Raw genomic sequence first — 22,164 nt, 5'->3', positions numbered from 1 at the left:
GAGGTTGGATCCTGGCGGCTGAGATCTTGAACCGGCAAGAGGTCAAGTGCGAGTCGGCCTCTCTCATCGCATCAACAAATTCAGAGGTCGAACTCGCCGTCTTGAATGCTGTCCACTCTGCTGGAAGTAAAGAGCGCGCAACGACTTCGGGCTCGGTGCGACGCAGCTGGTGCAGGTCCGCCCGGACGTCTGGGTCGCCAACGTGATCGGCCAGCACGGCATGCGTACCGGGAGCAAAGGCCCGCCCATCCGCTACGAAGCGGTCGAACGCGGCCTGGCCGCCGTGGCCGTCCATGCGAAAGCCCTCGAAGCGTCCGTCCACATGCCCCGGATCGGTTGCGGGCTGGCCGGTGGGCGTTGGGAGCGCATCGAGCCCCTGATCATCGCGGCGCTCTGTGCGCAAGACGTGCCGGTGACCGTCTACGACTTCGACTAAGGGCTCCGACCTGCGCTGTTATCGTTCACAGCGGGTGAGGAGGCGGCCATGCGGGTTGCTCGTTTGTTCGGTGCGCGGGATGTTCGGCTGCTCGATGAGGAGGCCCCGGTTCCGCGGGCGGGGGAGTCTCTGGTCGAGGTGCGCAGCGTCGGGATCTGCGGGTCGGACCTGCACTGGTTCACCGAAGGAGCGATCGGCGACGCCGTTCTGTCGCGGCCGCTCGTTCTCGGGCATGAGATGGCCGGCGTCATCCGTGGCGGCCCCCAGGACGGCGCCCGCGTCGCCATCGATCCGGCGATCCCGTGTGGCGCCTGCGGGCCCTGCCTCGACGGCGATCCCAACCTCTGCCTCAACATTATTTTCTCCGGGCACGGCGGCTGCGACGGCTCGCTCCGGCAGTTCATGACCTGGCCCACGCACCGCCTGCACACGATCCCCGACCAGATCTCCGACGACGAGGGCGCCCTGCTCGAACCGCTCGGTGTCGCCCTGCACGCCTACGATCTGGCGCACCCGAAGATCGGCCAGACCGTCGCGGTGATCGGCTGCGGCCCGATCGGCCTGATGCTGATCCAACTGGCGCGGCTGGCCGGCGCAACCCGGATCTTCGCCGCCGACCCGCTGCCGCACCGGCTCGAGGCGGCCGCGAAACTGGGCGCGGAGACCGAGACAAAACAAGCGGACCTGGTCTTCGAGGTGTCCGGGTCGAGCGCCGCCGTCGATGCCGCGCTACAAACAGCCAAGCCCGGCGCCCGCGTCATCCTGGTCGGCATCCCGGACGGCGACACCACCACCTTCACCGCCTCGCACGCCCGCCGCAAGGGCCTCACCCTGGTCATGTCGCGCCGGATGGGTGAGGTCTACCCGCGCGCGATCGACCTCGCCGCCCGCCGCCTGGTCGACCTGCCGCCGCTGGTCTCGCAGGCCTTCCCGCTGGCCGAGGTGGGGGCCGCGCTGGCCACCGCCGCCGCCCGGGAGGGCCTCAAAGTGGTGGTCCATCCACAAGAGTGACGTTACCCGTTGGTAGGGAAGCCCTGGCGCGGCGACGCATCGAAGTTTTAACATCTATGAACTTCTTTCGCGTTTGCGTTCCCCGAAGGGAATCCCCGAATGCGTCACCGCCGTCCCCTCCTGAATGTCCTGGTCATCGCGGCTACGATCACCGCCGCGGCGATCCTCCCCAGCACCGCTACCCCCGCCCAAGCCGCCTACGCGGTCAACGACTATTGCCTCGGCGAGTGCTCCGACATCCTCCCGCCGGGGCAGAACGGCGACGCGGATCTCGTCCAGGTCCTCGCCAACCAGGCGTTCGGCACGTTCCCGCCGCACGCCGACGACCAGCTCGCCAAATATGGCAACCTCGCCTACAACTACACCGGCCTCACCGGCGAGCAGATCAACACCTTTTTCAACGACAGCTCGTACGGCGTGGCCGCCGCCGACGTGGAGAGCACCAAGTCGCCGCGCTCGGACGTGACGATCGTCCGTGACAAGCAGCTCGGCATCCCGCACGTCACCGGCACCACCAGGGCCGGCACGATGTACGGCGCCGGTTACGCCGGCGCCCAGGACCGCCTGTTCGTGATGGACCTGATGCGGCACGTCGCCCGCGGCAGCCTCACCCCGTTCGCCGGTGGCGCCGAGGGCAACCGCGAGCTCGAGCAGAGCGTCTGGCGCAACTCGCCGTACACCGAGGCCGATCTGCAAACCCAGATCAACACCTTGAAGGCTTCCGGTACGCGTGGCGCGCAGCTCTACACCGACGTGCAGAACTACATCGACGGCATCAACAAGTACATCGCCGACTGCATGGCCGCCCGCGACTGCCCGGGGGAGTACGTCCTGACCGGCCACCTGGACGCGATCACCAACGCCGGTGGTCCGGAGGCCTTCCAGCTCACCGACCTGGTCGCCATCGCCGGCGTGATCGGTGGCCTGTTCGGCGGGGGCGGCGGCACCGAGATGCAGTCCGCCCTGGTCCGGATCGCGGCCCGCGCCAAGTACGGCACCACGGCCGGCGACCAGGTGTGGCAGCAGTTCCGCGAGCAGAATGATCCGGAGACGACGCTGACGCTGCACAACGGACAGTCGTTCCCGTACTCGTCGGGGAATCCCAATGCGGCCGGGGTCGCGCTTCCCGATGCGGGCAGCGCCGTTCCCGAGCCGACCGTCTTCGACAAGACCGGTTCGGCGACCAGCGCGGCAGCGAGCGGGACCAGCGCGATCGCCGATTCGATGAGCACGCTGACGATCGGCAGCGCCCACCGCGGCATGTCGAACGCGGCCGTGGTGAGCGCCGCCAACTCGGCCACCGGCCACCCGGTCGCCGTGTTCGGCCCGCAGACCGGCTACTTCGCCCCGCAACTGCTGATGGTGCAGGAGCTGCAGGGCCCGGGGATCAGCAGCCGCGGCATCGCGTTCAGCGGCCTCAACCTCTACACGCTGATCGGGCGCGGCCCCGACTACGCCTGGAGCGCGACGTCGTCGATCCAGGACATCACCGACACGTACGCCGCGAAGCTGTGCAACACCGACGGCAGCGCCGCCACCCTCGCCTCGACCGGCTACGTCTACCACGGCGCCTGCCTGCCGATGGAGGCGCTGACCAAGACGAACGCGTGGCAGCCGACCACCGCCGACTCGACCGCGGCCGGCTCCTACCGGCTGACCATGCAGCGCACCAAATACGGCATCGTCACCTGGCGTGGCCTGGTCGCCGGGGTGCCGACCGCGTTCACCGCGCTGCGCTCGACCTACCGGCACGAGGCCGACTCGGCGATCGGCTTCCAGATGTTCAACGAGCCCGACCAGATGGGCACGGCCGCCGCGTTCCAGAACTCGGCGTCGAACATCCCGTTCGCCTTCAACTGGTTCTACGTGAACTCCACCGATTCGGCCATGTTCACCTCGGGCAGCCAGCCGGTGCGGCCGGCCGGCGCCGACCCGAACCTGCCGACCAGGGCCGAGGCGGCGTACGAGTGGACCGGCTGGAACCCGGACACCAACGTGGCCACCTACCAGGCCGCGTCCGCCCACCCGCAGGCCGTCAACCAGGACTACTTCGTCAGCTGGAACAACAAGCAGGCGAAGGACTACGGCGCGGCCGACGGCAACTTCAGCTTCGGCTCGGTGCACCGCGTCGACCTGCTGGAGAAGCCGCTGAAGGCGGGCATCACGGCCGGCACGAAGTACGACCGGGCGTCGCTGGTGAAGCTCGTCGAGTCGGCGGCCACCACCGACCTGCGCGGCACCGAGGTGCTCCCGGTTCTGCTGCGGGTGATCGACACCGCCACGGTCACCGACTCGGCGCAGGCCGCGGCGCTGACCAAGCTGCGCGCCTGGCTGGCGGCCGGCGCACACCGGCAGGAGACGGCGGCCGGTTCCAAGGTGTACGCGGACGCCGACGCGATCCGGATCTTCGACGCCTGGTGGCCGAAGCTGGTCGTGGCGGCGTTCCAATCCGGGCTCGGCGACCCGCTGTTCCAGTCGCTGGTCGACACCCTGCAGATCAACGAGTCGCCGTCGGGCGCGCAGACCGGCCCGGTCACGTCGTTGCCGGTGGGAGCGAACGAGGCCCAGGCGCACAAGGGCTCGTCGTTCCAGTTCGGCTGGTGGGGCTTCGTCGACAAGGACCTGCGGGCCACCCTCGGCGACAGCGTGCCCGGCTGGTCGCAGAAGTACTGTGGCGGCGGCGCCGTCAGCACCTGCCGCAGCGCCCTGCTGAGCAGCCTGACCACCGCGCTCAACGAGCCGGCCGCGACCACCTACCCGGGTGACACGCACTGCTCGGCCGGCGACCAGTGGTGTGCCGACGCGATCCTGCAGAGCCCGCTCGGCGGTGTCAACCACGGCCTGATCGCCTGGCAGAACCGGCCGACCTACCAGCAGGCGGTGTCGTTCCCGGCGAAGGCCGGCGACGACATCAGCAACCTGGCGGCCGGCAAGACCGTCACCGCGTCGAGCACGCAGAGCGGATATCCCGCCGCGAACGCGGTCGACGGCAAGTCGGCCACCCGCTGGGCCAGCTCGTATGCCGACAACCAGTCGATCACGGTGGACCTGGGTTCGGCGAAGACGGTCGCGCGGGCGATAGTCCGCTGGGAGAGCGCGTATGCCACGGCGTACAAAATCGAGAGCTCGGCCGATGGCACCACCTGGACCCAGCGGGTGGCCGTGACCGGAGGGAACGGTGGCCTCGACACCGTGACCTTCCCCGCGGCGACCGCCCGGTATCTGCGCCTGACCGGCCAGACCCGGGCGACCAGCTACGGTTTTTCGATCTACGAATTAGAGGTGTACGCCCACTAGGCCACCGACCGGATGCGGGTCACCAGCACCGAACCCAGGATGGTGATCACCGCGACCGACAGGTAGAGCACCGGATATCCACCTAGGTAGGTGACGATCGGGAAGGCGAGGGCCGGGCCCAGCACCTGGGGCGCCGAATTGGCGATGTTGATGACCCCCAGGTCACGGGCCCGGTCCTCGGCCGTCGGCAGCACCTGCGTGATCAGCGCCTGGTCGACCGAGAGATAGACGCCGAAGCCGAGCCCGAGGATCACCGCTGCGGTGAGCGCGCCCGGCCAGGTCGGCCAGACCGCGAGCAGCACCATCGACACCGCCATCACGAGACCGGACGCGATCACCGACGGCTTGCGCTTGCCGGTGCGGTCGGAGATCACCCCGCCGACGACGACGGTCAGCACGGTGGCGATCGTGTAGACGACGATCAGGATGGTCAGGCCGTCCTCGGCGTCGGCGTAGTGCACCTTGTCGCGCAGGAAGTAGAGCAGGTAGAGCGTGGCCATCGCGTTGCCGAGCTGCACCAGGAACCGGGTGCCGAACGCCCACGCGAAGTCGCCGCCGTGCCAGGTCAACGTGCCCTTGAGCGCGAAACGCGACCGCACCGCCGGCAGCGGATCGGGTGTAGCCAGCACGAACGGCAGCGCGAGGACGAGGACCACGACGGCGATCGCGACGTAGCCGCCGCCCGCGACCGTGACCAGCAGGACGCCCGCCACCACGCCGACCGACTGGGTCAGGCCGATCCAGCCGGAGACCAGGCCGCGCTGGCCGACCGGCGTGCGGTCGGGCACGGCCGCGTTGAGGCCGGCCTGCAGCACGTTGAGGCCGGTCTGGGCCAGGCACCAGCCCAGCGCGACGCCGGTGATGCTGTGCACGCCGGTCAGCGCGACCAGGCCGGCCGCGCCGATCAGCGCGCCGGCGATGATCCAGGTGTGCCGGCGGCCGGTGCGGGCGGTGGTCGCGTCGGACAGCGCGCCGGCGACCGGGCCGACGATGACGGCGACGAGCGCGCCGAGGCCGGTCACGATGCCGAGCGCGGTGTTCTTGCCGGCCGGATCGATGTCCTCGATCTGGTTGGGCAGCAGCACCTGGAGCGGGCCGAAGTAGCCCATCCAGAGGCCGAGGTTGGCCAGCGAGAGCAGGCCGATCCAGCGGCTACCGACGCGGGGCATCTCGGTCGTGATCATCGCAGGGCCGCGGCGAGCCAGTGGTACGAGTCCTTCGGCGTGCGCTCCTGCGTCTCGAAGTCGACGTGCACCAGCCCGAACCGCTGGCTGTAGCCCTCGGCCCACTCGAAGTTGTCGAGCAGCGACCAGACGTAGTAGCCCCGCACGTCGACGCCGTCGGCGATGGCCCGCTTGACCGCGCCGAGGTGCTTGTCGAGGTAGTCGATCCGGAACTGATCTTTCGTGCCCTCGTCGGTCGAGCACCCGTTCTCGGTGATGTAGACCGGCGGCAGGTCGTCGCCATAAGTGGCCTTCAGCCCGGTCAGCAGCTCGTGCAGCCCGTCCGGCACGACCGGCCAGCCGAAGGCGGTCAGCGGGAACTCGTCGATCGCCCGCATGTCGAACGGCAGATCCTCCTGCGTCGGCGCGCCGACCCGCGTCGGGTTGTAGTAGTTGACGCCCAGCGCGTCGATCGGTGTCCGGATTATCGCCAGATCGCCGTCGTGGACGACCGGCTCCAGCATCGCGCCCAGGAAGTCCGGATATTTCCCGAGAAGCACCGGATCGTTGAAGAGCCGGTTGTGGAACCCGTCGTAGATCATGGCGGCGGCCTGGTCGGCCTCGTCGCCGGACGCGGGCCACACCGGCGTGCAGTTGTTGGTGATCATCACCTGGGCGGCGCCGTGCGCGCGGAGGGCGGCCACCGCCAGCCCGTGCCCGAGCAACTGGTGGTGGGCGACCGGCAGCGCCTCGAAACCGAGGGCCTGGCCCGGCGCGTGCGACCCGAACGCGTACCCCTGGGCCATGTGCACGATCGGCTCGTTCAGGGTGATCCACCGCGACACGCGATCACCGAGACGATCGGCGACGATCCCGGCGTACTCGGCGAATCGGAAGGAAGTCTCCCGGCTCAGCCACCCGCCCTGGTCCTCGAGGGCCTGCGGCAGATCCCAGTGGAAGAGGGTGGGCACCGCGGCGATGCCGCGTTCCAGCAGCCCGTCGACCAGGCGGTCGTAGAAATCGAGGCCCAGGCGGTGGGGCTCGCCGGAGCCGTCCGGCTGGATGCGCGGCCAGGCGATCGAGAAGCGGTACGCCGCGACGCCGAGCCCCGCCATCAGGCCGAGGTCCTCGCCCATCCGGTGGTAGTGATCGCAGGCCACGTCGCCGGTGTCGCCGCCGAGCGTCTTGCCGGGCGTGTGCGCGAACGTGTCCCAGATCGAGGGCCCGCGCCCGTCCTCGGCGGCGGCGCCTTCGATCTGGTAGGCGGCGGTGGACACGCCCACCTCGAACCCGTCGGGAAAACCGGTCAGCGATCCCAAGCCATCCTCCAGCCAAAGGCGAATTCAGCTCAGGTTAGTGACCGAACCCACCCGGCGAAAGGCCTCCGGAGCGCGGGCCGAGGATCGCCTCGAGCCGCTCGATGTCCGGGTAGCGGGCCGTCTCGAGCAGGCTCATCGCCTCGCCGCGGGCCCGGTTCGCGGCCTGCTCGTCGCCGGCCGCCAGATGCGCGGTGTAGAGGCCGATCAGCGGTTCGATCCGCAGGTCCTGCATGTCGCCGTAGAGCCCGAGGGCCTCCTCGAAGGCGGTCACCGCCCGCGCCGGATCGCCGCTGACGGCGTGGAAGCGGGCCAGATGCATCCAGCTGGCCGCCGCGCCGTGGGCGTTCGCGCAGCGCACGTGGATGTCGACGCTCTCCTGCAGCAGCGCCCGCGCCTGCTCGCGCCCGTCCGGCCGGTAGAAGTGGTACCAGGCGATCGGGTGCAGCGCGTTCGCCTCCTCGACCCGGCCGAAGGTGCCACCCATCTTGCGATAGGCGGCGAGCGCCTCCACCGCGTACGGATAAGCCATGATCGTCTGTTCCCGGGTGGGCACCTCGTGCACGCCGCAGATGCCGGTGGCGAGGGCGAGCAGGCCGTGCGCGAGCCGGATCGGATCATTGGTCTCGCGGCCGACCGCGATGGCCGCCTCGAGCGGCGGCACGGACAGCTCGATCTGGTTGAGGCGCAGGTAGGCGCGGCCGATGGCGTACTGCAGGAAGCCGATCCACCATCGGTCGCCGTCGCGCTCGGCGACCGCGAGGGCCCGGCGGGCCAGCGCGATCGAGTCCTGCACATGGAACCGCACGTCCTGCTGATAACAGCACAACACCCAGAAGAAGATCTTGAGGTACGCGTCCCCGCAGACCTCGGTGAGCGCCAGGAGCGTGTCGTACTCGGCGTCCTGCCAGGCGTACGCCTCCTTCTCGTCGGCGAACGTCTCGGCCCGGATGCCGTCGGGCACCGGCGGTACCCGGCGCGGCTGCCGGTAGGGAAAGCAGGCCTCGTCGGCGTTGGCCGCGGTGAACAGGTAGTGCTCGACGAACCGTCGCTGGATATCCGGCGACGGCTCCTGAAGTTCCAGCGCGTAACTGCGTACCAGGTCGTGATAGACGTACCGGCCGGGGCTGCGCTCGTCGAGCAGGTGCGCGTCGCACAGCAGCCGCAGCTGGGCGCGGGCCCCGTCGCCGGCCACGCTGATCGCTGCGGCCCGGCTGACGTCGGTGCCCGGATGCAGGGCGAGGTGCCGGAAGAGGGCGGCGGCGCCGGCCGGCAACTGCCGGTACGACCAGGAGAACACCGCCCGCAGATCGTGCTTGAACCCGGCCACCGTGAACGCGTCGAGCCCCTCCTCGTCGGTCAGCTCGGCGGCGATGGCGGTCAACGAGAACGCGCTGCGGGTGGCGGCCCGCGCGCAGACCACCGCGAGGGCGAGCGGCAGCCCTCCGCACCGGGCGACGATCTCGTCCCGGGCCGCGGGCTCGGCGTCGACCCGGGCCGCGCCGAGCCGCCCGCGCAGGTAGTTGCGGGCCTCCTCGTCGTCGAACGCGTCCAGCCGCAGCGTGTGCGCGCCCTCCGCGACCACCAGCCCGCCGAGCACGCTGCGGCTGGTCACCACGACCGCGCAGCCGCGCGCGCCGGGCAGCAGCGGCCGCACCTGGTCGGCATCGGCGGCGTTGTCGAGCACCAGCAGCATCCGCCGGCCGGCGAGCACGCTGCGGAACAGCGACACCCGCTCGTCCAGCGCCGGCGGGATGCGGTGGTCGGGCAGCCCGAGCGCGATCAGGAACCCGAACAGCACGTCGGCCGGGCCGGCCGGGGTCTCCTCCGGGCCGAACCCGCGCAGGTCGGCGTAGAGCTGGCCGTCCGGGTAACGGCCGGCGACCGCGTGCGCCCACCGCACCGCGAGGGTCGTCTTGCCGACGCCGCCGGCCCCACTGATCACCACCAGGCTTTCGCCGGCCAGGCGGGTCAGCGCGCCGAGTTCGGCCACCCGGGCCGAGAACCCGCTCGCCGACCGGGGGAGTTGTGCCGGCCGCAGGTGCGGGGCGCCGACCGCCTCGTGCAGGACCTCGCCGCGCTGCGAGAGGATCGCCTGCTCCAGCCGGGCGAGCGCCGGCTCCGGATCGAGGCCGAGCTCGTCGGCGAGGTGCTCCCGGTGCCGGCGGAGGGCTTCGAGCGCCTCGGCCGACCGGTGCGCCGCCCACAGGCCGAGCGCGAGCAGCCGCCACGCCTCGCCTCGCAGCGGTTCCGCGTCGGCGAGCGCCTGCGCGGCCGGCACCGCCTCGGCGATCCGGCCGACCCGCAGCATCGCCGCGATCGCCCGCTCCTGGGCCGCGCACCGCAGCTCGGACAGCCGCGCGATCTCCGGGCGCGCCCACGGCTCGTCGGCGAACTGCTCGTACGGCACCCCGCGCCACAGCGCCAGCGCCTCGCCGAGCACCGCCACCGCCTCGGCCGCCGGCAGGTCGGGCGAGCCGGTCACGTCCCGCTCGAACCGCCACGCGTCGACCTGCTCCGGCGGCAGCCGCAGCGCATAACCGGCGGCCTCGGAGACCAGGATCTGCGGCGCGGTGCGCGGCCGGCGGTCCGGTTCCAGCAGACGACGAAGCCTGCTGATGTACGCCTGGAGCGTGGCCGTGGCACTCGCCGGTGGTTCGCCGCCCCAGATCTGGTCGACGATCCGGTCGGCGGGCACCACCCGGCCGCCCGCCGCGACAAGCATGGCGAGCACCGCCTGTTGTTGATACCCGCCCGGTGTCCCGGCCTCCTCGGCCCGCACCTCGACGGGCCCGAGAACGCACACCTCGATCATCGCGAGAGACACCACACCGGTTCGAGCCGTCAGTAGTGGCCGATGTTAACCGGTTAACCAGCGGTTTTGCCCGTCGCGGACGAGGCGGAAAGCCGACACGGGATGCGGTGAACGCCCACCCGGCCCGAGCCGTAGTAGGCCTTTGGACCGGCGCCGCCGGGCTTGGGGGCAGCCGACGACGCCGGTCGATCAGAGGTGCGCCGGTCGGTCAGACGGCGCCGGTCGGTCAGACGGCGCCGCAGAGCTCGGGGATGCGTTCGCCGGTCAGGATCCGCCGGTGCAGCTCACGCAGTTCGGCCGACGGCCGCACCCCGAGCTGGTCGGCAAGGACGCGGCGCACCTGGTCGTAGTGGGCGAGCGCGTCGGCCGGGCGCCCGGCCCGGCACAGGGCCGTCATGAGCAGACCGTGGTAGGTCTCGGAGATCGGGGATTCGGCGATCAGGCCGCGCAGCCGGGCCACCGCCTCGGCCGGCCGGCCCAGCTCGATCGTCACCGCGGCCAGGTCGGCGGTCGCGGCCCGGCACAGCTCGGCCAGCCGGGCGCGCTGCCCGGCCAGGTAGAAGCCGGTCGTGCCGGCCAGCGGCGTGCCCCGGTGCAGGGCGAGCGCGTCAGTGAGCAGGCCGGCCGCGACCGGGCGATCGCCGGCCCGCAGCGCCTCGGCGGCCGCGGCGGTGTCCCGGCGGAACCGCCACACGTCGACGCTCTCGGCCGGCACGTCGAACTGGTAGCCGCCGGCGATCCACTCGATCTCCGCGCTGGCGCTGAACAGCCGGCGCAACCGGGAGAGGTACGTGCGGACCGTGCCGATCGCGGTCTCCGGGGGAGCGTCCGGCCAGAGGGCGTCGACCAGGTCCTCGGTCGTGGCGATCCGGCTGCCACGCAGCAGCAGGACGGCCAGGATGGTGCGCTGCTGCGGGCTGCCCAGTTGCAGCTCGGTGCCGTCCCACCAGGCCCGCACCGGCCCGAGTAGGGAAAAGGCGAGGCCACTCATACGGTGGCGCCGCGCAGCTCGTCGGTGAAGCGCTGGTACTGCCGGCGGCCGGCCAGACGCCACAGCAGACGACCGGGCGCCGGCACCTTGCTCATGAAATAGCGCTGCTCGGCCTCGGTGGCGTCCTCCAGGATCGCGCCGAGGGCGAGCATCACCTTGCTCTTCGGGATCGTCTCCAGGCCGCGGCGGCCCACCTCGTCCCACTCGGCGACGGAGAGGTGCTCGGCGATCAGCGGCAGGATGTGCTCCTCCTCGTCGTCGAGGTGCTCGGTGAGGACGTCGAGGTGCTCCTGCAGGGCGACGACGAGGGCTTCCCGGGTGTAGTCGGTGGCGGCGATCTCCCAGCGCGGCGCGATCTGGTTGATGCGCCGCAGCGTGGCGTCCAGCCGGTGGTGCTGCTCCTGCATCCGGGTCACGAGCTCGTCGTAGAGGCGGGCGCGGGCGTGCAGCTTCGGCCAGATCAGCTCGTCCTCGAGGCCGTGATGATGGTGCAGGCCACCGGCGTACTCGCGGATGGCCGCGGCGATCCGGCCGGCGCGCTGGATGTCGCCGGGCCGGACCCCACCGGCCAGGCGCGGCAGCAGAGCGGCCTCGCGACGGAACACGCGGTGGATGATCACCATCTCGTGTGTGTACGGCTTGGTCATGACGTGCACAGGACTCCCCCTGGTCGCAGTCGTGTCAGGACGCCGGGGAGTCTGACGGAGCCCACTTGATCGCGACTTGCATCCGGGGCTCATCCGGGGGCTCACTGCAAAAAATCTGCGTTGTTGCATCCATTGACTCGCCGCGATCTCCATGTGACCGTAGCCAGGCAAGCGCTTTCCTGGCCTTCCACCGGCCGTTCCAGGGAGTTTCCGCCATGCCCAAGACTTTTTCCGCCGCCGTCGTCCTCGTCGCTGTCGCCGCGCTAGGAGTGGCTGGCGCCGCCCCGGCGGACGCTTCCGCAGTGTCCGCCGGGGCCTTGGCTTTAGGCCACCAGACCCTTCCGCTCAACGACGGCTGGGCCGCGTCCGGCGCCGGCACGACCGGCGGCGCGGCCGCCACCACCGTCTCGGTGGTCCACAATCGCGACGAGCTGGTCGCGGCCGTCGCGGGGGACGCACCCAAGATTGTGTACGTCAGTGGCCGGATCGACATGCTCGCCGGGAAGTCGTGCACGGACTTCGCCGACCCGGCGTACACCCTCGATGGTTTTCTTGCCGCTTATGACCCGGCCGTCTGGGGCACTGCGGCCAAGCCGACCGGCGCCCTGGAAGAGGCGCGGGTCCGCTCGGCGAAGGCCCAGGGCGACCAGATCAAGGCGATCGTCGGCAGCAACACCACGATCATCGGCATCAACAACGGCCGGATCAGCCACGGCAGCCTCGTGCTCACCGGCGTCAGCAACGTGATCGTGCGCAACCTCGAGATCGTCGACGCCGCCGACTGCTTCCCGGCGTGGGACCCGACCGACGGCACGACCGGCAACTGGAACTCGCTCTACGACCTGGTCTCGCTGTCCGGCGCCACGAATGTGTGGATCGACCACAACACGTTCTCCGACGGCAACAACCTCGACGAGGACCAGCCGCTCTACTTCGGCCGGCCCTACCAGGTGCACGACGGCGCGTCCGACATCATCAAGGGCTCCGACCTGGTGACGGTGTCCTACAACGACTACTACGACCACGACAAGACGATGCTGATCGGCTCCACCGACACGGCCGGCGTCGATGTCGGCAAGCTGCGGGTCACGGTGCACCACAACCGTTTCGGCAACGTGCTGCAGCGGGCGCCGCGGGTGCGTTTCGGCCAGGTCGACGTCTACAACAACCTGTACACGGCGACCGACGAGCTCTATCAGTACACGCTGGGCGCCGGCATCGAGTCGGCCATCTACGCCGAGAACAACTACTTCAAGCTGAGCTTCGACGTCCCGACCGGCGACATCATCCACTACTGGAAGGGCACGAAGATCACCGCGATCGGCACGCTCGTCCAGTATGGAAGCCGCCGCGCCATCCCGGTCGACCTGGTCGCCGCCTACAACGCGGCCTACGACCCCGACCTGGCGCCCGACGCCGGCTGGACCCCGGCCCTGCGCACCAAGGTCGACCCCACCGCCTCGGTTCCGTCGGTGGTCGCCGCCAACGCCGGAATCCGGCATCTGGGCAGTTAACGGAAGTTCGCCGTTCGCCCACCCGCCGGGTGGGCGAATTGGCACGCTGAGAGCATGCACATCGGCGTGATCGGAGCAGGACAGCTCGGCGCGACCCTGGCCGGGTGGTGCGCCCAGAGCGGCCACGAGGTGGCGGTCACGTCACGCCACCCGGAACAGCTGGCCGCCCTGGCCGGCCGCCTCGGCGACCACGTGACCGCGATGCCGGTGGCGGACGCCGCGGCGTACGCGGACGCCGTCCTCTTCGCGCCCCCGTGGGAGTCCGCCCACGAGGCGATCGACCTGGCCGCGGGCGCCCTGTCCGGCAAGGTCGTGATCGACGCGACAAACCCGCCCGAGGCGACCCCGGACGGCCGCAGCGGCCTGGAGACCCTGATGGAGTGGGCCCCCGAGGCTCACTGGGCCAAGGCCTTCAACACCCTGCCCACCAGCGTGCTCGCCCGCCGCCGCGGCCACGACCCACTGCTGGCCGAGTTCGTCTGCACCGACAAGCCACTGGCCCGCCTGACCGCCGCCCGCCTGATCCGCGAACTGGGCTTCGCCCCGTACTACGCCGGCAACGCCGAGGCAGCCCGCCTGACCGAAACCGGCGGCCCACTCCAGCTGACCGAGTGCAACGTCATCGACGCCAAGGACATCCTGGCCCACGCCCTGAGCGCCGACGCGTAGCCCGGCCGGTCACCACGGCACCGTCTCGCCGCGGTAGTCCAGGTATTCGAGTCCGGCGTTGCCTCGCCGCGAGAGCAGCACGTCCACGACCCGGGGGATGTTTTCCTCGATCGTGAACGGCGCGCCCGATCCGCCGAGCGCGGTGCGGATCCAGCCCGGTGCCATCAGCACCATCGCCCGCTTCGCCTGGGCCGGCCGGGCCGCGAAGCTGCGCATGAGCATGTTCAGCGCGGCCTTGCTCGCCCGGTAGACCTCGCGCGACCCGGCCGTGTTGTTGGTGATGCTGCCCTGCCCGGAGGACATCGCCCCGATCAGGCCGTCGGCCGGCACGAGGTCCTCGAGCGCCTCGATCACCCGCATCGGGCTGAGCGCGTTGGTCACCATCACCTCGACGAAGTCGGCGGTCGGCACGGCGCCGATCGGCGTGTCCTCGTTGTTCGTGGTTCCGGCGTTGACGAAGAGCAGATCAATGCGCCGGTACGCGAGACGGTCGTGCAACGGCGGCAGGTGCTCGGGCCGGTTGATGTCGAGATGCTCGACGGTCACCCGCCCGCCGGAGCGTTCGGCCAGGTCGTGCAGTGGCGAGCGGGCGGTCGTGTCGCGAACCGTGCCGATGACGTTCCAGCCACGCCCGAACAGCTCGGCGGCCAAGGCCTGCCCGAGGCCTCGCGAAGCCCCGGCGATAAAGGCGGTAGGTGTGTTGTCGTCCATGCGTCCAGCTTTCCGCGCGCCCGTCGCGGCACCGGGCCATATCGTAGGATTGCCCCGATGCAGGCGATGGGGATGGGCGAATCCGGCGATCTGCAGCCCGACGATGTGCGAATCATCCGCGCGCTCCAGATCGATCCGCGGGCGTCCTTCGCCTTGATCGCGGTGGTGCTCGGCCTGACCGAGAGCGCCGTGAGCCGCCGGTACCGCCGGCTGCGCACGGCCGGCCTCATCCGCGTCGCCGGTGTGGTCGACCCGGGCGCGCTGGGGCAGAGCCGCTGGATGGTGCGGCTGCGCTGCCGCCCCGGCAGTGTCGCCGCGATCGCCGATGCCCTGGCCGAGCGCGAAGACGTGAGCTGGGTCGCACTGGGCGCGGCCGGCTCCGAGATCACCTGCGCGGTCCGATCGCGGAGCCGGGAGCAGCGCGACGACCTGCTGGGCCGGCGGCTCCCGCGCACCGCGGCGGTGATCGACATCAACGCGGCCGCGATCCTGCGCCAGTTCGTCGGCGGCCGCGGTCATTACTGGGCGGCGCTGGACGGCACGCTCACCGCCGAGCAGGAGCGGATGCTCGGCAGCGACGGCGTCCCGTTCCCGGAGGCCCCGGCCGTCGCCGCCGACCCGGTGCGGCTGACCGGGCCTGAGGAGAAGATGCTGGAGCTGCTGGCCGCGGACGGCCGTGCGAGCCTGGTCGACCTGGCCGCTGCGGCTTCGCTGACCCCCGGCCAGGCGTCCCGCCGCCTCGACACCCTGATCCAGCGCCGCGTGGTGCACATCGACGTCGAGATCGTCCCGGCGGCGCTCGGCTTCCACGCCCGCGCCAACCTGTGGCTCCGCGCGCACCCGTCCGCGGTCAAGAGCATCGGGCGAGCGCTGGCCCAGGAGCCGGAGATCGCCTTCGCCGCCGCCATCTCCGGCCCGCACAACATCCACGCCGTGGCGCTCTGCCGGGACCTGAACGCCCTGTTCGACCTCACGACGGACCGCATCGGCGCCCTGCCCGGCCTGCAGAGCCTGGAGGTGTCCCCGGTCCTGCGGCACGTCAAACAGGCCGGCACCCTCCTTACCGGCGACCGCCTGGTGAAACCGGCCCCTATTGCTGGGCGGTTGCGGTGAGCGTCGCCGACGCCAGCGCGTTGTGGCCCACCACGTAGCCGACCACGGCCAGCGGCGTGTCCGCGGTCAGCTCCAGGCTCGGGATGCTCAGTGCGACGACCGTGAACACGTAGTGGTGGGTGACGTCGCCGGTCGGCGGGCACGGGCCGGTGTAGCCGGTGCTGCCGCCGTCGTTGCGGCCGCTGACCGCGCCCGCCGGGAGGACGGCCGCCGTCGGCAGCGACGTCGTCGTGGCCGGGATGTCCCAGGCGGACCAGTGCCAGAACCCGCTGCCGGTGGGCGCGTCCGGGTCGAACAGAGTGACCGCGAAGCTCTGCGTGCCGGCCGGCGCGCCCCGCCAGGTCAGCTGGGGTGAGATGCCGTTGTCCTCGCAGCCCCAGAACCGCGCCGGGATCGGCCGGCCGGCGCGCACGTCGGTGCTGGTGAGCGAGAAGTGCCCGATGCCGCTCGGCAGCCCGGTGCGGACCTTCTTGTATCCGAAGTGCAGGGCGACCGCCGCGGATCCGCCGGCGGCCGCTCCGACGAAGACGAGCACCATGGCGAGCACCACGGCAAGACGACGACTGATGCGATGCATGATCGGCCCCCTTGAATCAGCAAGTGACGAGATTCTGCTACGCGCGGCGACCTTCCGCTGCCCCTCAGCGACGGTCGAGCAGGCGGGCCAGCCAGTCGGTACGGGTCCGGCGCGCGCCGGCCGAGAGCGGGGCAGTCGGGAACAGAGCGTCGAAGCCATGGCACCCGCCGGCCCAGATGTGCAGGTCAGCGTGGCCGCCCGCGGCCCAGATGCGGGTCGCGTAGTCGACGGCCTCGTCCCGGAAGACCTCGGCCGAGCCGGCGTCGATGTAGGTGGCGGGCAGCCCGGAAAGATCCTCGGCCAGCGCGGGGGAGGCGTATGCGGGAACCGGCCCGTCCAGGCCGGCCAGCACGCTGCGCCAGCCGAACTCGTTCATCTCCCGGGTCCACACGGCCGGCACGCCGGCGAACTGACGGCTCGAGGCGCTGTGGTTGCGGTGGTCGAGCATCGGCCCGATCAGCACCTGGGCGGCGATCGGCAGGGCGCCGCGGTCGCGGGCCATGAGCGTGACCCCGGCGGCGAGGCCACCGCCGGCGCATCGCGGGCATGCCGGCGAGCCGGGTCTGCAGGTCGTCGTCGAGGGCGGGCCGGGCCGGCATCTCAGAACGCCCTTCCGCCGACGGGAACCTCATCGGTGTACTGCGATTCGCCGTCCAGCAACGGCTGCAGCGCGGCGACCAGGGCCTGCGCCGGCGCGGTCGCGAAGAACGCGGAGTGCGCCTCGGGCGTGGTCCAGCCCTCGGTGACGTGCACGACGTCGGGGTCGGCGGCCGAGCGGCCGACGAGGAAGACGGCGCAGTCCGGGTGCGACAGCGACGGCGCGTCGAGCAGCAGCGCGACCACCCGGTCGCCGAGGCCCGGCCGCGCCGTCATGGTGGCGTGGAAACCCTGGCTGATTCTCATGGTGACTTTCCTTCCGAGGAGTTCGATGAGGAAAGTCAACCAGCGCCAGCAGCACAGAGGTTAGACCGATCGAGGCGGTGTCTTGCCCGATCCTCCCCGCAGAGCGAGAATCGGTCGCATGAGCCTCGACGAGTTACGCACTCTGCTCGACCGCCACGCCCGGCCCGACCAGAGCACGCCCATCGACGACGTGCTCATCTCCAAGGTCGGCCACACCACCCCGCCCGCGCCGTCGATGTCCGGAGCGGTGCTGGCCGTCATCGCTCAGGGCGCGAAGCGGATAGCGCTGGGCGACCGCGTCTACGAGTACGGCGCCGGCCAATACCTGATCGCCTCGGTCGACCTGCCGGTGACCGGTGAGTTCCTGCAGGCCAGCGCGGACCGGCCGGCGCTCGGCTTCGGTCTGCTGCTGCGCCCGGCCGCGATCGCCGAGCTGATGCTGCAGGCGCCGGCCTCTCCAGACCCGAAAGCGGCGCCGTCCGGCCTGGTCGTCAGCGACGCGCCCGCCGAGCTGCTCGACGCGGTGATCCGGCTGGTCCGGCTGATCGAGCAGCCTCGCGACCGGGCCGTGCTCGCGCCGCTGATCAAGCGCGAGATCCTGTGGCGCATCCTCACCGGCGAGCAGGGCGCACCCGTACGCCAGCTGGGTCTTGCCGACAGCAGCCTCACCCACATCGCCCGGGTGGTGCACTGGATCCGCGACCACTACAACGAGCCGTTCCGGGTCGAGGACCTCGCGCAGCTGGCCGGGATGAGCGTCTCGGCCTTCTACCGCAATTTCCAGGGCGTCACGGCGACCAGCCCGCTGCAGTTCCAGAAGCAGATCCGGCTCCAGCAGGCCCGGCTGCTGCTCGCCACCCGGCCCAAGGATGTGACCGGCGTCAGCCGCAGTGTCGGTTACGACAGCCCGTCGCAGTTCAGCCGGGAGTACAGCCGCCAGTTCGGTGTGCCACCGAGCCAGGACGTGAGCCGGCTCCGCACCCCGGAGCCGGCCCTGCTGTAACCGGCTCAGACCGAGGCGGAGACGTACTGCTTCCCGGCCATGTTGACCACCCGCACGGCGGCCACCTGGGACGGGTCGATCAGGGCGCTCCCGTTCAGCGTCGTGCCGTTGGCCTCGCCGGCGGGGGAGACCAGCCAGCTGCCGGCCAGCACCGGTTCGCCGTCCCGGCCGACCACCTCGAGCCGGCAGCGTTCGCCGGCCGGGATGCCGGTGACGGTGGCGCTCACCCGCACCCAGCCGGCCGCCGGTGTCACCGTCGAGTTGAGGTGGGCGCCGGTCTGCGGGTCGATCGCGGTGAGCACCCTGGTGCCGGCCGGAACCGAGGAGGCGGTGGCCTGTGCCTGCGGCGTACCGGATGGTGCGGTGCCGCGGCCGAGAATGACACCGCCGCCGACCGCAACCACGACGATGGCCGCCGCGGCCGCCGCCACCAGGGCGAATCGGCGATTGCGTCCGCCGCTGGCCTCCTGGCGGACCTGGCGCAGGGTGCGCTGGAGCAGCAGATCGGCGTCCTCGGGCGGGCCGTCGAGCAGCATCTCGTCAGGGATGTCGCGCAGCGCCGTCGACCACTCCTGCAGCGACTCGATCTCCTCGCGGCAGGCGGCGCAGCCGGTCAGATGCCCGTCCGCCCGGCGGCGTTCCTCGGGGGTGAGCATCTCCATCAGGTAGCCGGCCATGTCGACGTGGTCGTTGGTCGGGTTCGTGCTCTCGGGCGTGCTCATGATGCCAACCGTTCTCTGCCGCCGGCCTCACGAAGGGCCCGCAATGCGTAGTAGGACCGGGACTTCACCGTTCCCGGCGGGATGCCGAGCACCTCGGCTGCCTCGGAGACCGTGCTGCCACGCAGGTAGACCTGCTCGAGCACGGCGCGATGTTCGTCGGAGAGAGTGCTGAGCACGTCGACCACCACCATCGAGTTCACCACCCGATCGGCATGATCGTCGACCGTCGCGGCGTCCGGCGGCGACTCACGCACCTCCGGCGGCCTGCGGTTGCGCGCCCGGATCTGGTCGAGCACGATGTTGCGGACGACCGTGAGCAGCCAGCCGCGCACCGATCCCTTGCCGCTGTCCAGGCTGTCCGGGTGCCGCCAGGCACGCACGAGCGCTTCCTGCACCACGTCCTCGGCGGCGGCACGGTCCCGGGTCAGCTGCGTCGCGTACGCCAGCATGGCCCGTCCGTGCTCCTGGAACAACGATCTGACCAGTGCCTCATCGGCCACCTCCCGGCGTGGTCTGCTCCTGTTCGACGGCATCGCGTCTCTCTTTGTCCGCGGCATTCGTGGAAAACCGCTCCGGTCCGGGTCTGTCGCCCGAGCCGAAGGCGACATCGACGAACGTACTGTGCCGCAGCTACTTGAGATACGTGCAGGTAGCCCACTCGGATCAAAGATCTTGGCAAAGTGGCACGGCCGGGTGAACCGCTCTTGCGCACTCGTCGTGTGGATATCACCACCGACGAGGAGGAAGCCATGACGACGCAGAGCAGGACGACGAAGGTAGTGGTCGCGCTGGCCGGACTGGCTTGCCTGGCAGCGTGCGGCAGCAAGGCGGAGTCACCCGACAGCGTGATCGCCAAGCAGCTCCCGGTAGCCGAGACCAGGTCGGTCGCGCCGTCCCCCACCACCGAGACGGGTGGACTGGCCGGTGTCAACGAGCCGTCCGCATCGGCGTCACCGTCGGCTTCGGCTTCCGGTCAGGGCGGCGCGGACAGGCCCACGGTAGCGAAGACCCAGAAGTGGGTGAAGATCTTCAGCGGCCCGTCCGAAAAGGACATCAAGCCCAACGCGGACAAGGCCAAGGGCAGCAACACGGTCGAGCTGAACGCCACCGAGAACGCCCAGATCGGCACCTACGTGACCGACGGCGCCGGCCGCACGCTCTACCGCTTCGACAACGACAACGCCAAGCCGCCGAAGTCGACCTGCAACGGCTCCTGCGCCACCGCCTGGCCACCGCTGCTGATCAAATCCCCCGGCAAGATCTTCCCGGACGGCATCGACCCGCAGCTCATCGGCTACGTCGAGCGCGCCGACGGCCACTGCCAGGTGACGATCAACGGCTGGCCGGTCTACTACTTCATCGCAGACGCCAAGGCCGGCGACATCAACGGCCAGGGCGTCAACGACAAGTGGTTCGCCATCGCCCCCACCGGCGGCAAGACCAAGCCCATCCCCGGCTTCCCGCTGACCAGCCCCTCGGCAACACCAACGAACTGAACACCCATCGGGGGTCCGCCCGGCAGCTCAGTTGCTGCCGGGCGGGTCATTTTCACCCCATATGGATACGGGATCGAGCACCGCGCCCGTGCGAATCGGCCGGCCAGGCGCCTGGTCACCCCGATCACCCCGCCACCGGCCCGGCCCCGGTGGCGTTCCGGGCTCGCAGGCTCCGCCCGCCTCGCCCCACCCCCTCCCACGGCCCGACGTGCCCACCCAGTTCTGGCCGTGCCGAGTTCCGGCCGTGCCGAGTGCTGGCCGTGCTGAGTTCCGGCCGTGCTGAGTGCTGGCCGTGCTGAGTGCTGGCCGTGCTGAGTTCTGGCCGTGCTGAGTTCCGGCCGTGCCGAGTTCTGGCCGTGCTGAGTTCTGGCCGTGCCGAGTTCTGGCCGTGCCCAGTTCCGCGGGCCCGATTTGTTCCGCGCGGTCTTGGGTCGGCCGCCTTCGGCCTGCGCGTGTGGCCGGGTCGATTCACGTAGGCTGCTCCGGTGGTGATCGAGAGCGACGTTCGCACCGCTGACGGGCGGAACCTGCACACCTACTCCCACGGCGACGGTGACCTGGTCGTCATGTGGCACCACGGCACGCCGAACATCGGCACCCCGCCGGCCCCGCTGTTCGCCGCCGCCGACCGTCTCGGCATCCGGTTCATCTCGTACGACCGCCCCGGCTACGGCGGCTCGACCCCGCGCCCCGGCCGTGACATCGCCTCGGCCGCGGCCGACGCGGCCGCGGTCGCCGACGCGCTTGGCGTGGCCCAGTTCGCGGTCTTCGGCCACTCCGGCGGCGGCCCGTGCGCCCTGGCCTGCGCGGCCCTGCTCCCGGACCGGGTCACAGCCGCCGTAGCGATCTCCGGCCTGGCCCCCTTCGACGCGGCCGGCATGGACTGGTTCGCCGGAATGGGCCCAGCCGGCGAGGCGACGCTGCGGGCAGCCGCCGCCGGCCGCGAAGCGAAAGAGGCCCACGAGAAGGCCGCCGCCGACACCACCCCCGACTTCCTGCCCGCCGACTGGGCAGCCCTGACGGGGGAGTGGGGCTGGTTCGGCAGCGTCGTGGAACCGGCCATGGCGGCAGGCCCGGCCGCCCTGATCGACGACGACCTGAGCTACGTCACCCCGTGGGGCTTCGCCCCGTCCACGATCACCGCCCGAACCCTGCTGGCCCACGGCACCGCCGACAGAATCGTCCCGCCCGCACACAGCTCCTGGCTGGCCGCCCAGATCCCCGGCGCAGCCCTGCGCCTGTCCGACGGCGCCGGCCACCTCTCAATCCTGCCGCAGGCAGCAATCCCAGCCCTGGAGTGGCTCCACCCCTAGCCACCACGGCATCCTGAGCCGCCCGCCGCCCGCCGCCCGCCGCCCGCCGCCCGCCGCCCGCCGCCCGCCGCCCGCAAAATCCTTGAACCTGGGCTCTCATGCCGCGTCCTGTGGCCCCGACGTGCGCGGCGATCGCGGCGACGACGAACAACGGGCCGATCCACATCCACCAGCGGCCGCGGACCGGCTGGGGCCCGAAGACGGTTCGCAGCCAGCCCACCCGCCAGGTGAAGACCAGCAGCCCGATGGCGCCGATCGCGATCGGCAACACGAGAGCGGCCAGGATGCTGCCGGGGTCGGCGAGGACGTTGTCCCCGTCGATCCGGTCACCGAGCGCCAGCCCGATCAACTGCCCGACGGCCAGGTAGAAGGCCAGATAGCCGACGATCAGAAGGAACGCCTTCCACATCGCCGGCCGATTCCAGAACCTTGCGGAGGCAGTCACGGGCCGAGTCTGTCAGGGCGCC

At 71.0% G+C, this 22,164-nt stretch carries 21 protein-coding genes; 10 read left to right on the top strand and 11 right to left on the bottom strand.

What is annotated here, in order from left to right; genetic code table 11:
• The first annotated feature begins 169 nt into the window (after positions 1-169).
• The 3 genes from AB0E90_RS08205 (at position 170) to AB0E90_RS08195 (ending at position 4,744) form a co-directional block, all read left to right on the top strand.
• Positions 170-436, top strand: a complete 267-nt coding sequence (locus AB0E90_RS08205) for a hypothetical protein (RefSeq protein ID WP_360401187.1) — start codon at positions 170-172, stop codon at positions 434-436.
• A gap of 48 nt (positions 437-484) precedes the next feature.
• Positions 485-1,447, top strand: coding sequence for an alcohol dehydrogenase catalytic domain-containing protein (locus tag AB0E90_RS08200; RefSeq protein WP_360401185.1), 963 nt, complete (start codon positions 485-487; stop codon positions 1,445-1,447).
• A gap of 99 nt (positions 1,448-1,546) precedes the next feature.
• On the top strand, positions 1,547-4,744 hold the full coding sequence (locus AB0E90_RS08195; RefSeq protein WP_360401182.1) for a penicillin acylase family protein: 3,198 nt from the start codon (positions 1,547-1,549) through the stop codon (positions 4,742-4,744).
• On the opposite strand, the gene AB0E90_RS08190 is transcribed toward AB0E90_RS08195, so the two are convergent.
• The 5 genes from AB0E90_RS08190 to AB0E90_RS08170 form a co-directional block, all read right to left on the bottom strand.
• A complete protein-coding gene (locus AB0E90_RS08190) occupies positions 4,741-5,913 on the bottom strand; it encodes an MFS transporter (RefSeq protein WP_360401179.1) in 1,173 nt (390 codons plus the stop codon). The genes AB0E90_RS08195 and AB0E90_RS08190 overlap by 4 nt on opposite strands.
• A gap of 11 nt (positions 5,914-5,924) precedes the next feature.
• Entirely contained in the window at positions 5,925-7,226 is a 1,302-nt protein-coding gene (locus AB0E90_RS08185) for a GH1 family beta-glucosidase (RefSeq protein ID WP_360401176.1), read from the bottom strand.
• Positions 7,227-7,260: 34 nt separating this feature from the next.
• Entirely contained in the window at positions 7,261-10,038 is a 2,778-nt protein-coding gene (locus AB0E90_RS08180; protein WP_360401173.1) for a BTAD domain-containing putative transcriptional regulator, read from the bottom strand.
• A gap of 226 nt (positions 10,039-10,264) precedes the next feature.
• Positions 10,265-11,029: an AfsR/SARP family transcriptional regulator gene (locus AB0E90_RS08175; RefSeq protein WP_360401170.1), complete on the bottom strand. Its 765-nt coding sequence runs from the start codon at positions 11,027-11,029 to the stop codon at positions 10,265-10,267.
• Positions 11,026-11,676, bottom strand: a complete 651-nt coding sequence (locus AB0E90_RS08170; RefSeq protein ID WP_360401167.1) for a hemerythrin domain-containing protein — start codon at positions 11,674-11,676, stop codon at positions 11,026-11,028. The genes AB0E90_RS08175 and AB0E90_RS08170 overlap by 4 nt, the downstream gene beginning before the upstream one ends.
• Before the next feature lie 215 nt (positions 11,677-11,891).
• On the opposite strand from AB0E90_RS08170, the gene AB0E90_RS08165 reads away from it, so the two are divergent.
• Positions 11,892-13,190, top strand: a complete 1,299-nt coding sequence (locus tag AB0E90_RS08165) for a polysaccharide lyase family 1 protein (protein ID WP_360401164.1) — start codon at positions 11,892-11,894, stop codon at positions 13,188-13,190.
• Between the two features lie 54 nt (positions 13,191-13,244).
• A complete protein-coding gene (locus tag AB0E90_RS08160) occupies positions 13,245-13,859 on the top strand; it encodes an NAD(P)-binding domain-containing protein (RefSeq protein WP_360401161.1) in 615 nt (204 codons plus the stop codon).
• 9 nt (positions 13,860-13,868) lie between these two features.
• Here AB0E90_RS08160 and AB0E90_RS08155 read toward each other — a convergent pair whose 3' ends face one another.
• Positions 13,869-14,570, bottom strand: coding sequence for an SDR family NAD(P)-dependent oxidoreductase (locus AB0E90_RS08155; protein ID WP_360401158.1), 702 nt, complete (start codon positions 14,568-14,570; stop codon positions 13,869-13,871).
• 57 nt (positions 14,571-14,627) lie between these two features.
• On the opposite strand from AB0E90_RS08155, the gene AB0E90_RS08150 reads away from it, so the two are divergent.
• On the top strand, positions 14,628-15,683 hold the full coding sequence (locus AB0E90_RS08150; RefSeq protein WP_360401155.1) for an Lrp/AsnC family transcriptional regulator: 1,056 nt from the start codon (positions 14,628-14,630) through the stop codon (positions 15,681-15,683).
• On the opposite strand, the gene AB0E90_RS08145 is transcribed toward AB0E90_RS08150, so the two are convergent.
• The 3 genes from AB0E90_RS08145 to AB0E90_RS08135 all read right to left on the bottom strand — a co-directional run bounded on the left by AB0E90_RS08145 (position 15,661) and on the right by AB0E90_RS08135 (position 17,163).
• Positions 15,661-16,260 carry a YbhB/YbcL family Raf kinase inhibitor-like protein gene (locus AB0E90_RS08145; RefSeq protein WP_360401152.1) on the bottom strand — a complete coding sequence of 200 codons (600 nt, stop codon included), beginning with the start codon at positions 16,258-16,260 and terminating at the stop codon, positions 15,661-15,663. The two genes, AB0E90_RS08150 and AB0E90_RS08145, sit on opposite strands and share 23 nt — an antisense overlap.
• A 64-nt stretch (positions 16,261-16,324) precedes the next feature.
• Positions 16,325-16,864, bottom strand: a complete 540-nt coding sequence (locus tag AB0E90_RS08140) for an alpha/beta hydrolase fold domain-containing protein (protein ID WP_360401362.1) — start codon at positions 16,862-16,864, stop codon at positions 16,325-16,327.
• Positions 16,861-17,163, bottom strand: coding sequence for an antibiotic biosynthesis monooxygenase (locus tag AB0E90_RS08135; RefSeq protein WP_360401149.1), 303 nt, complete (start codon positions 17,161-17,163; stop codon positions 16,861-16,863). Before AB0E90_RS08135 ends, AB0E90_RS08140 begins: the two co-directional genes overlap by 4 nt.
• A gap of 118 nt (positions 17,164-17,281) precedes the next feature.
• On the opposite strand from AB0E90_RS08135, the gene AB0E90_RS08130 reads away from it, so the two are divergent.
• On the top strand, positions 17,282-18,166 hold the full coding sequence (locus AB0E90_RS08130; RefSeq protein WP_360401146.1) for an AraC family transcriptional regulator: 885 nt from the start codon (positions 17,282-17,284) through the stop codon (positions 18,164-18,166).
• 5 nt (positions 18,167-18,171) lie between these two features.
• On the opposite strand, the gene AB0E90_RS08125 is transcribed toward AB0E90_RS08130, so the two are convergent.
• Positions 18,172-18,888, bottom strand: coding sequence for a zf-HC2 domain-containing protein (locus tag AB0E90_RS08125; protein WP_360401143.1), 717 nt, complete (start codon positions 18,886-18,888; stop codon positions 18,172-18,174).
• Positions 18,885-19,421: a sigma-70 family RNA polymerase sigma factor gene (locus AB0E90_RS08120; protein ID WP_360401140.1), complete on the bottom strand. Its 537-nt coding sequence runs from the start codon at positions 19,419-19,421 to the stop codon at positions 18,885-18,887. The genes AB0E90_RS08125 and AB0E90_RS08120 overlap by 4 nt, the downstream gene beginning before the upstream one ends.
• Positions 19,422-19,637: 216 nt before the next feature.
• Here AB0E90_RS08120 and AB0E90_RS08115 point away from each other — a divergent pair, with 216 nt between their 5' ends.
• The 3 genes from AB0E90_RS08115 to AB0E90_RS08105 all read left to right on the top strand — a co-directional run bounded on the left by AB0E90_RS08115 (position 19,638) and on the right by AB0E90_RS08105 (position 22,065).
• On the top strand, positions 19,638-20,384 hold the full coding sequence (locus AB0E90_RS08115; protein WP_360401137.1) for a hypothetical protein: 747 nt from the start codon (positions 19,638-19,640) through the stop codon (positions 20,382-20,384).
• Positions 20,385-20,869: 485 nt separating this feature from the next.
• A complete protein-coding gene (locus tag AB0E90_RS08110; RefSeq protein ID WP_360401134.1) occupies positions 20,870-21,697 on the top strand; it encodes an alpha/beta hydrolase in 828 nt (275 codons plus the stop codon).
• Positions 21,698-21,795: 98 nt separating this feature from the next.
• Complete coding sequence (locus tag AB0E90_RS08105) at positions 21,796-22,065, top strand: hypothetical protein (protein WP_360401131.1); 270 nt, start codon at positions 21,796-21,798, stop codon at positions 22,063-22,065.
• Positions 22,066-22,164: the final 99 nt, after the last annotated feature.

This window comes from Actinoplanes sp. NPDC026619, assembly GCF_040638295.1.
In the GTDB taxonomy this organism is placed as follows: domain Bacteria; phylum Actinomycetota; class Actinomycetes; order Mycobacteriales; family Micromonosporaceae; genus Actinoplanes.
Note: the sequence above shows the minus strand (reverse complement) of the source record. Positions and strands in the feature narration are given on the sequence as shown.

Coding starts and splice junctions, on each gene's coding strand:
- AB0E90_RS08200 (WP_360401185.1), top strand. CDS start 485: ATGCGGGTTGCTCGTTTGTTCGGTGCGCGGGATGTTCGGCTGCTCGAT.
- AB0E90_RS08195 (WP_360401182.1), top strand. CDS start 1,547: ATGCGTCACCGCCGTCCCCTCCTGAATGTCCTGGTCATCGCGGCTACG.
- AB0E90_RS08190 (WP_360401179.1), bottom strand. CDS start 5,913: ATGCCCCGCGTCGGTAGCCGCTGGATCGGCCTGCTCTCGCTGGCCAAC.
- AB0E90_RS08180 (WP_360401173.1), bottom strand. CDS start 10,038: ATGATCGAGGTGTGCGTTCTCGGGCCCGTCGAGGTGCGGGCCGAGGAG.
- AB0E90_RS08175 (WP_360401170.1), bottom strand. CDS start 11,029: ATGAGTGGCCTCGCCTTTTCCCTACTCGGGCCGGTGCGGGCCTGGTGG.
- AB0E90_RS08170 (WP_360401167.1), bottom strand. CDS start 11,676: ATGACCAAGCCGTACACACACGAGATGGTGATCATCCACCGCGTGTTC.
- AB0E90_RS08165 (WP_360401164.1), top strand. CDS start 11,892: ATGCCCAAGACTTTTTCCGCCGCCGTCGTCCTCGTCGCTGTCGCCGCG.
- AB0E90_RS08160 (WP_360401161.1), top strand. CDS start 13,245: ATGCACATCGGCGTGATCGGAGCAGGACAGCTCGGCGCGACCCTGGCC.
- AB0E90_RS08155 (WP_360401158.1), bottom strand. CDS start 14,570: ATGGACGACAACACACCTACCGCCTTTATCGCCGGGGCTTCGCGAGGC.
- AB0E90_RS08150 (WP_360401155.1), top strand. CDS start 14,628: ATGCAGGCGATGGGGATGGGCGAATCCGGCGATCTGCAGCCCGACGAT.
- AB0E90_RS08145 (WP_360401152.1), bottom strand. CDS start 16,260: ATGCATCGCATCAGTCGTCGTCTTGCCGTGGTGCTCGCCATGGTGCTC.
- AB0E90_RS08135 (WP_360401149.1), bottom strand. CDS start 17,163: ATGAGAATCAGCCAGGGTTTCCACGCCACCATGACGGCGCGGCCGGGC.
- AB0E90_RS08130 (WP_360401146.1), top strand. CDS start 17,282: ATGAGCCTCGACGAGTTACGCACTCTGCTCGACCGCCACGCCCGGCCC.
- AB0E90_RS08125 (WP_360401143.1), bottom strand. CDS start 18,888: ATGAGCACGCCCGAGAGCACGAACCCGACCAACGACCACGTCGACATG.
- AB0E90_RS08120 (WP_360401140.1), bottom strand. CDS start 19,421: ATGCCGTCGAACAGGAGCAGACCACGCCGGGAGGTGGCCGATGAGGCA.
- AB0E90_RS08115 (WP_360401137.1), top strand. CDS start 19,638: ATGACGACGCAGAGCAGGACGACGAAGGTAGTGGTCGCGCTGGCCGGA.
- AB0E90_RS08105 (WP_360401131.1), top strand. CDS start 21,796: ATGCCGCGTCCTGTGGCCCCGACGTGCGCGGCGATCGCGGCGACGACG.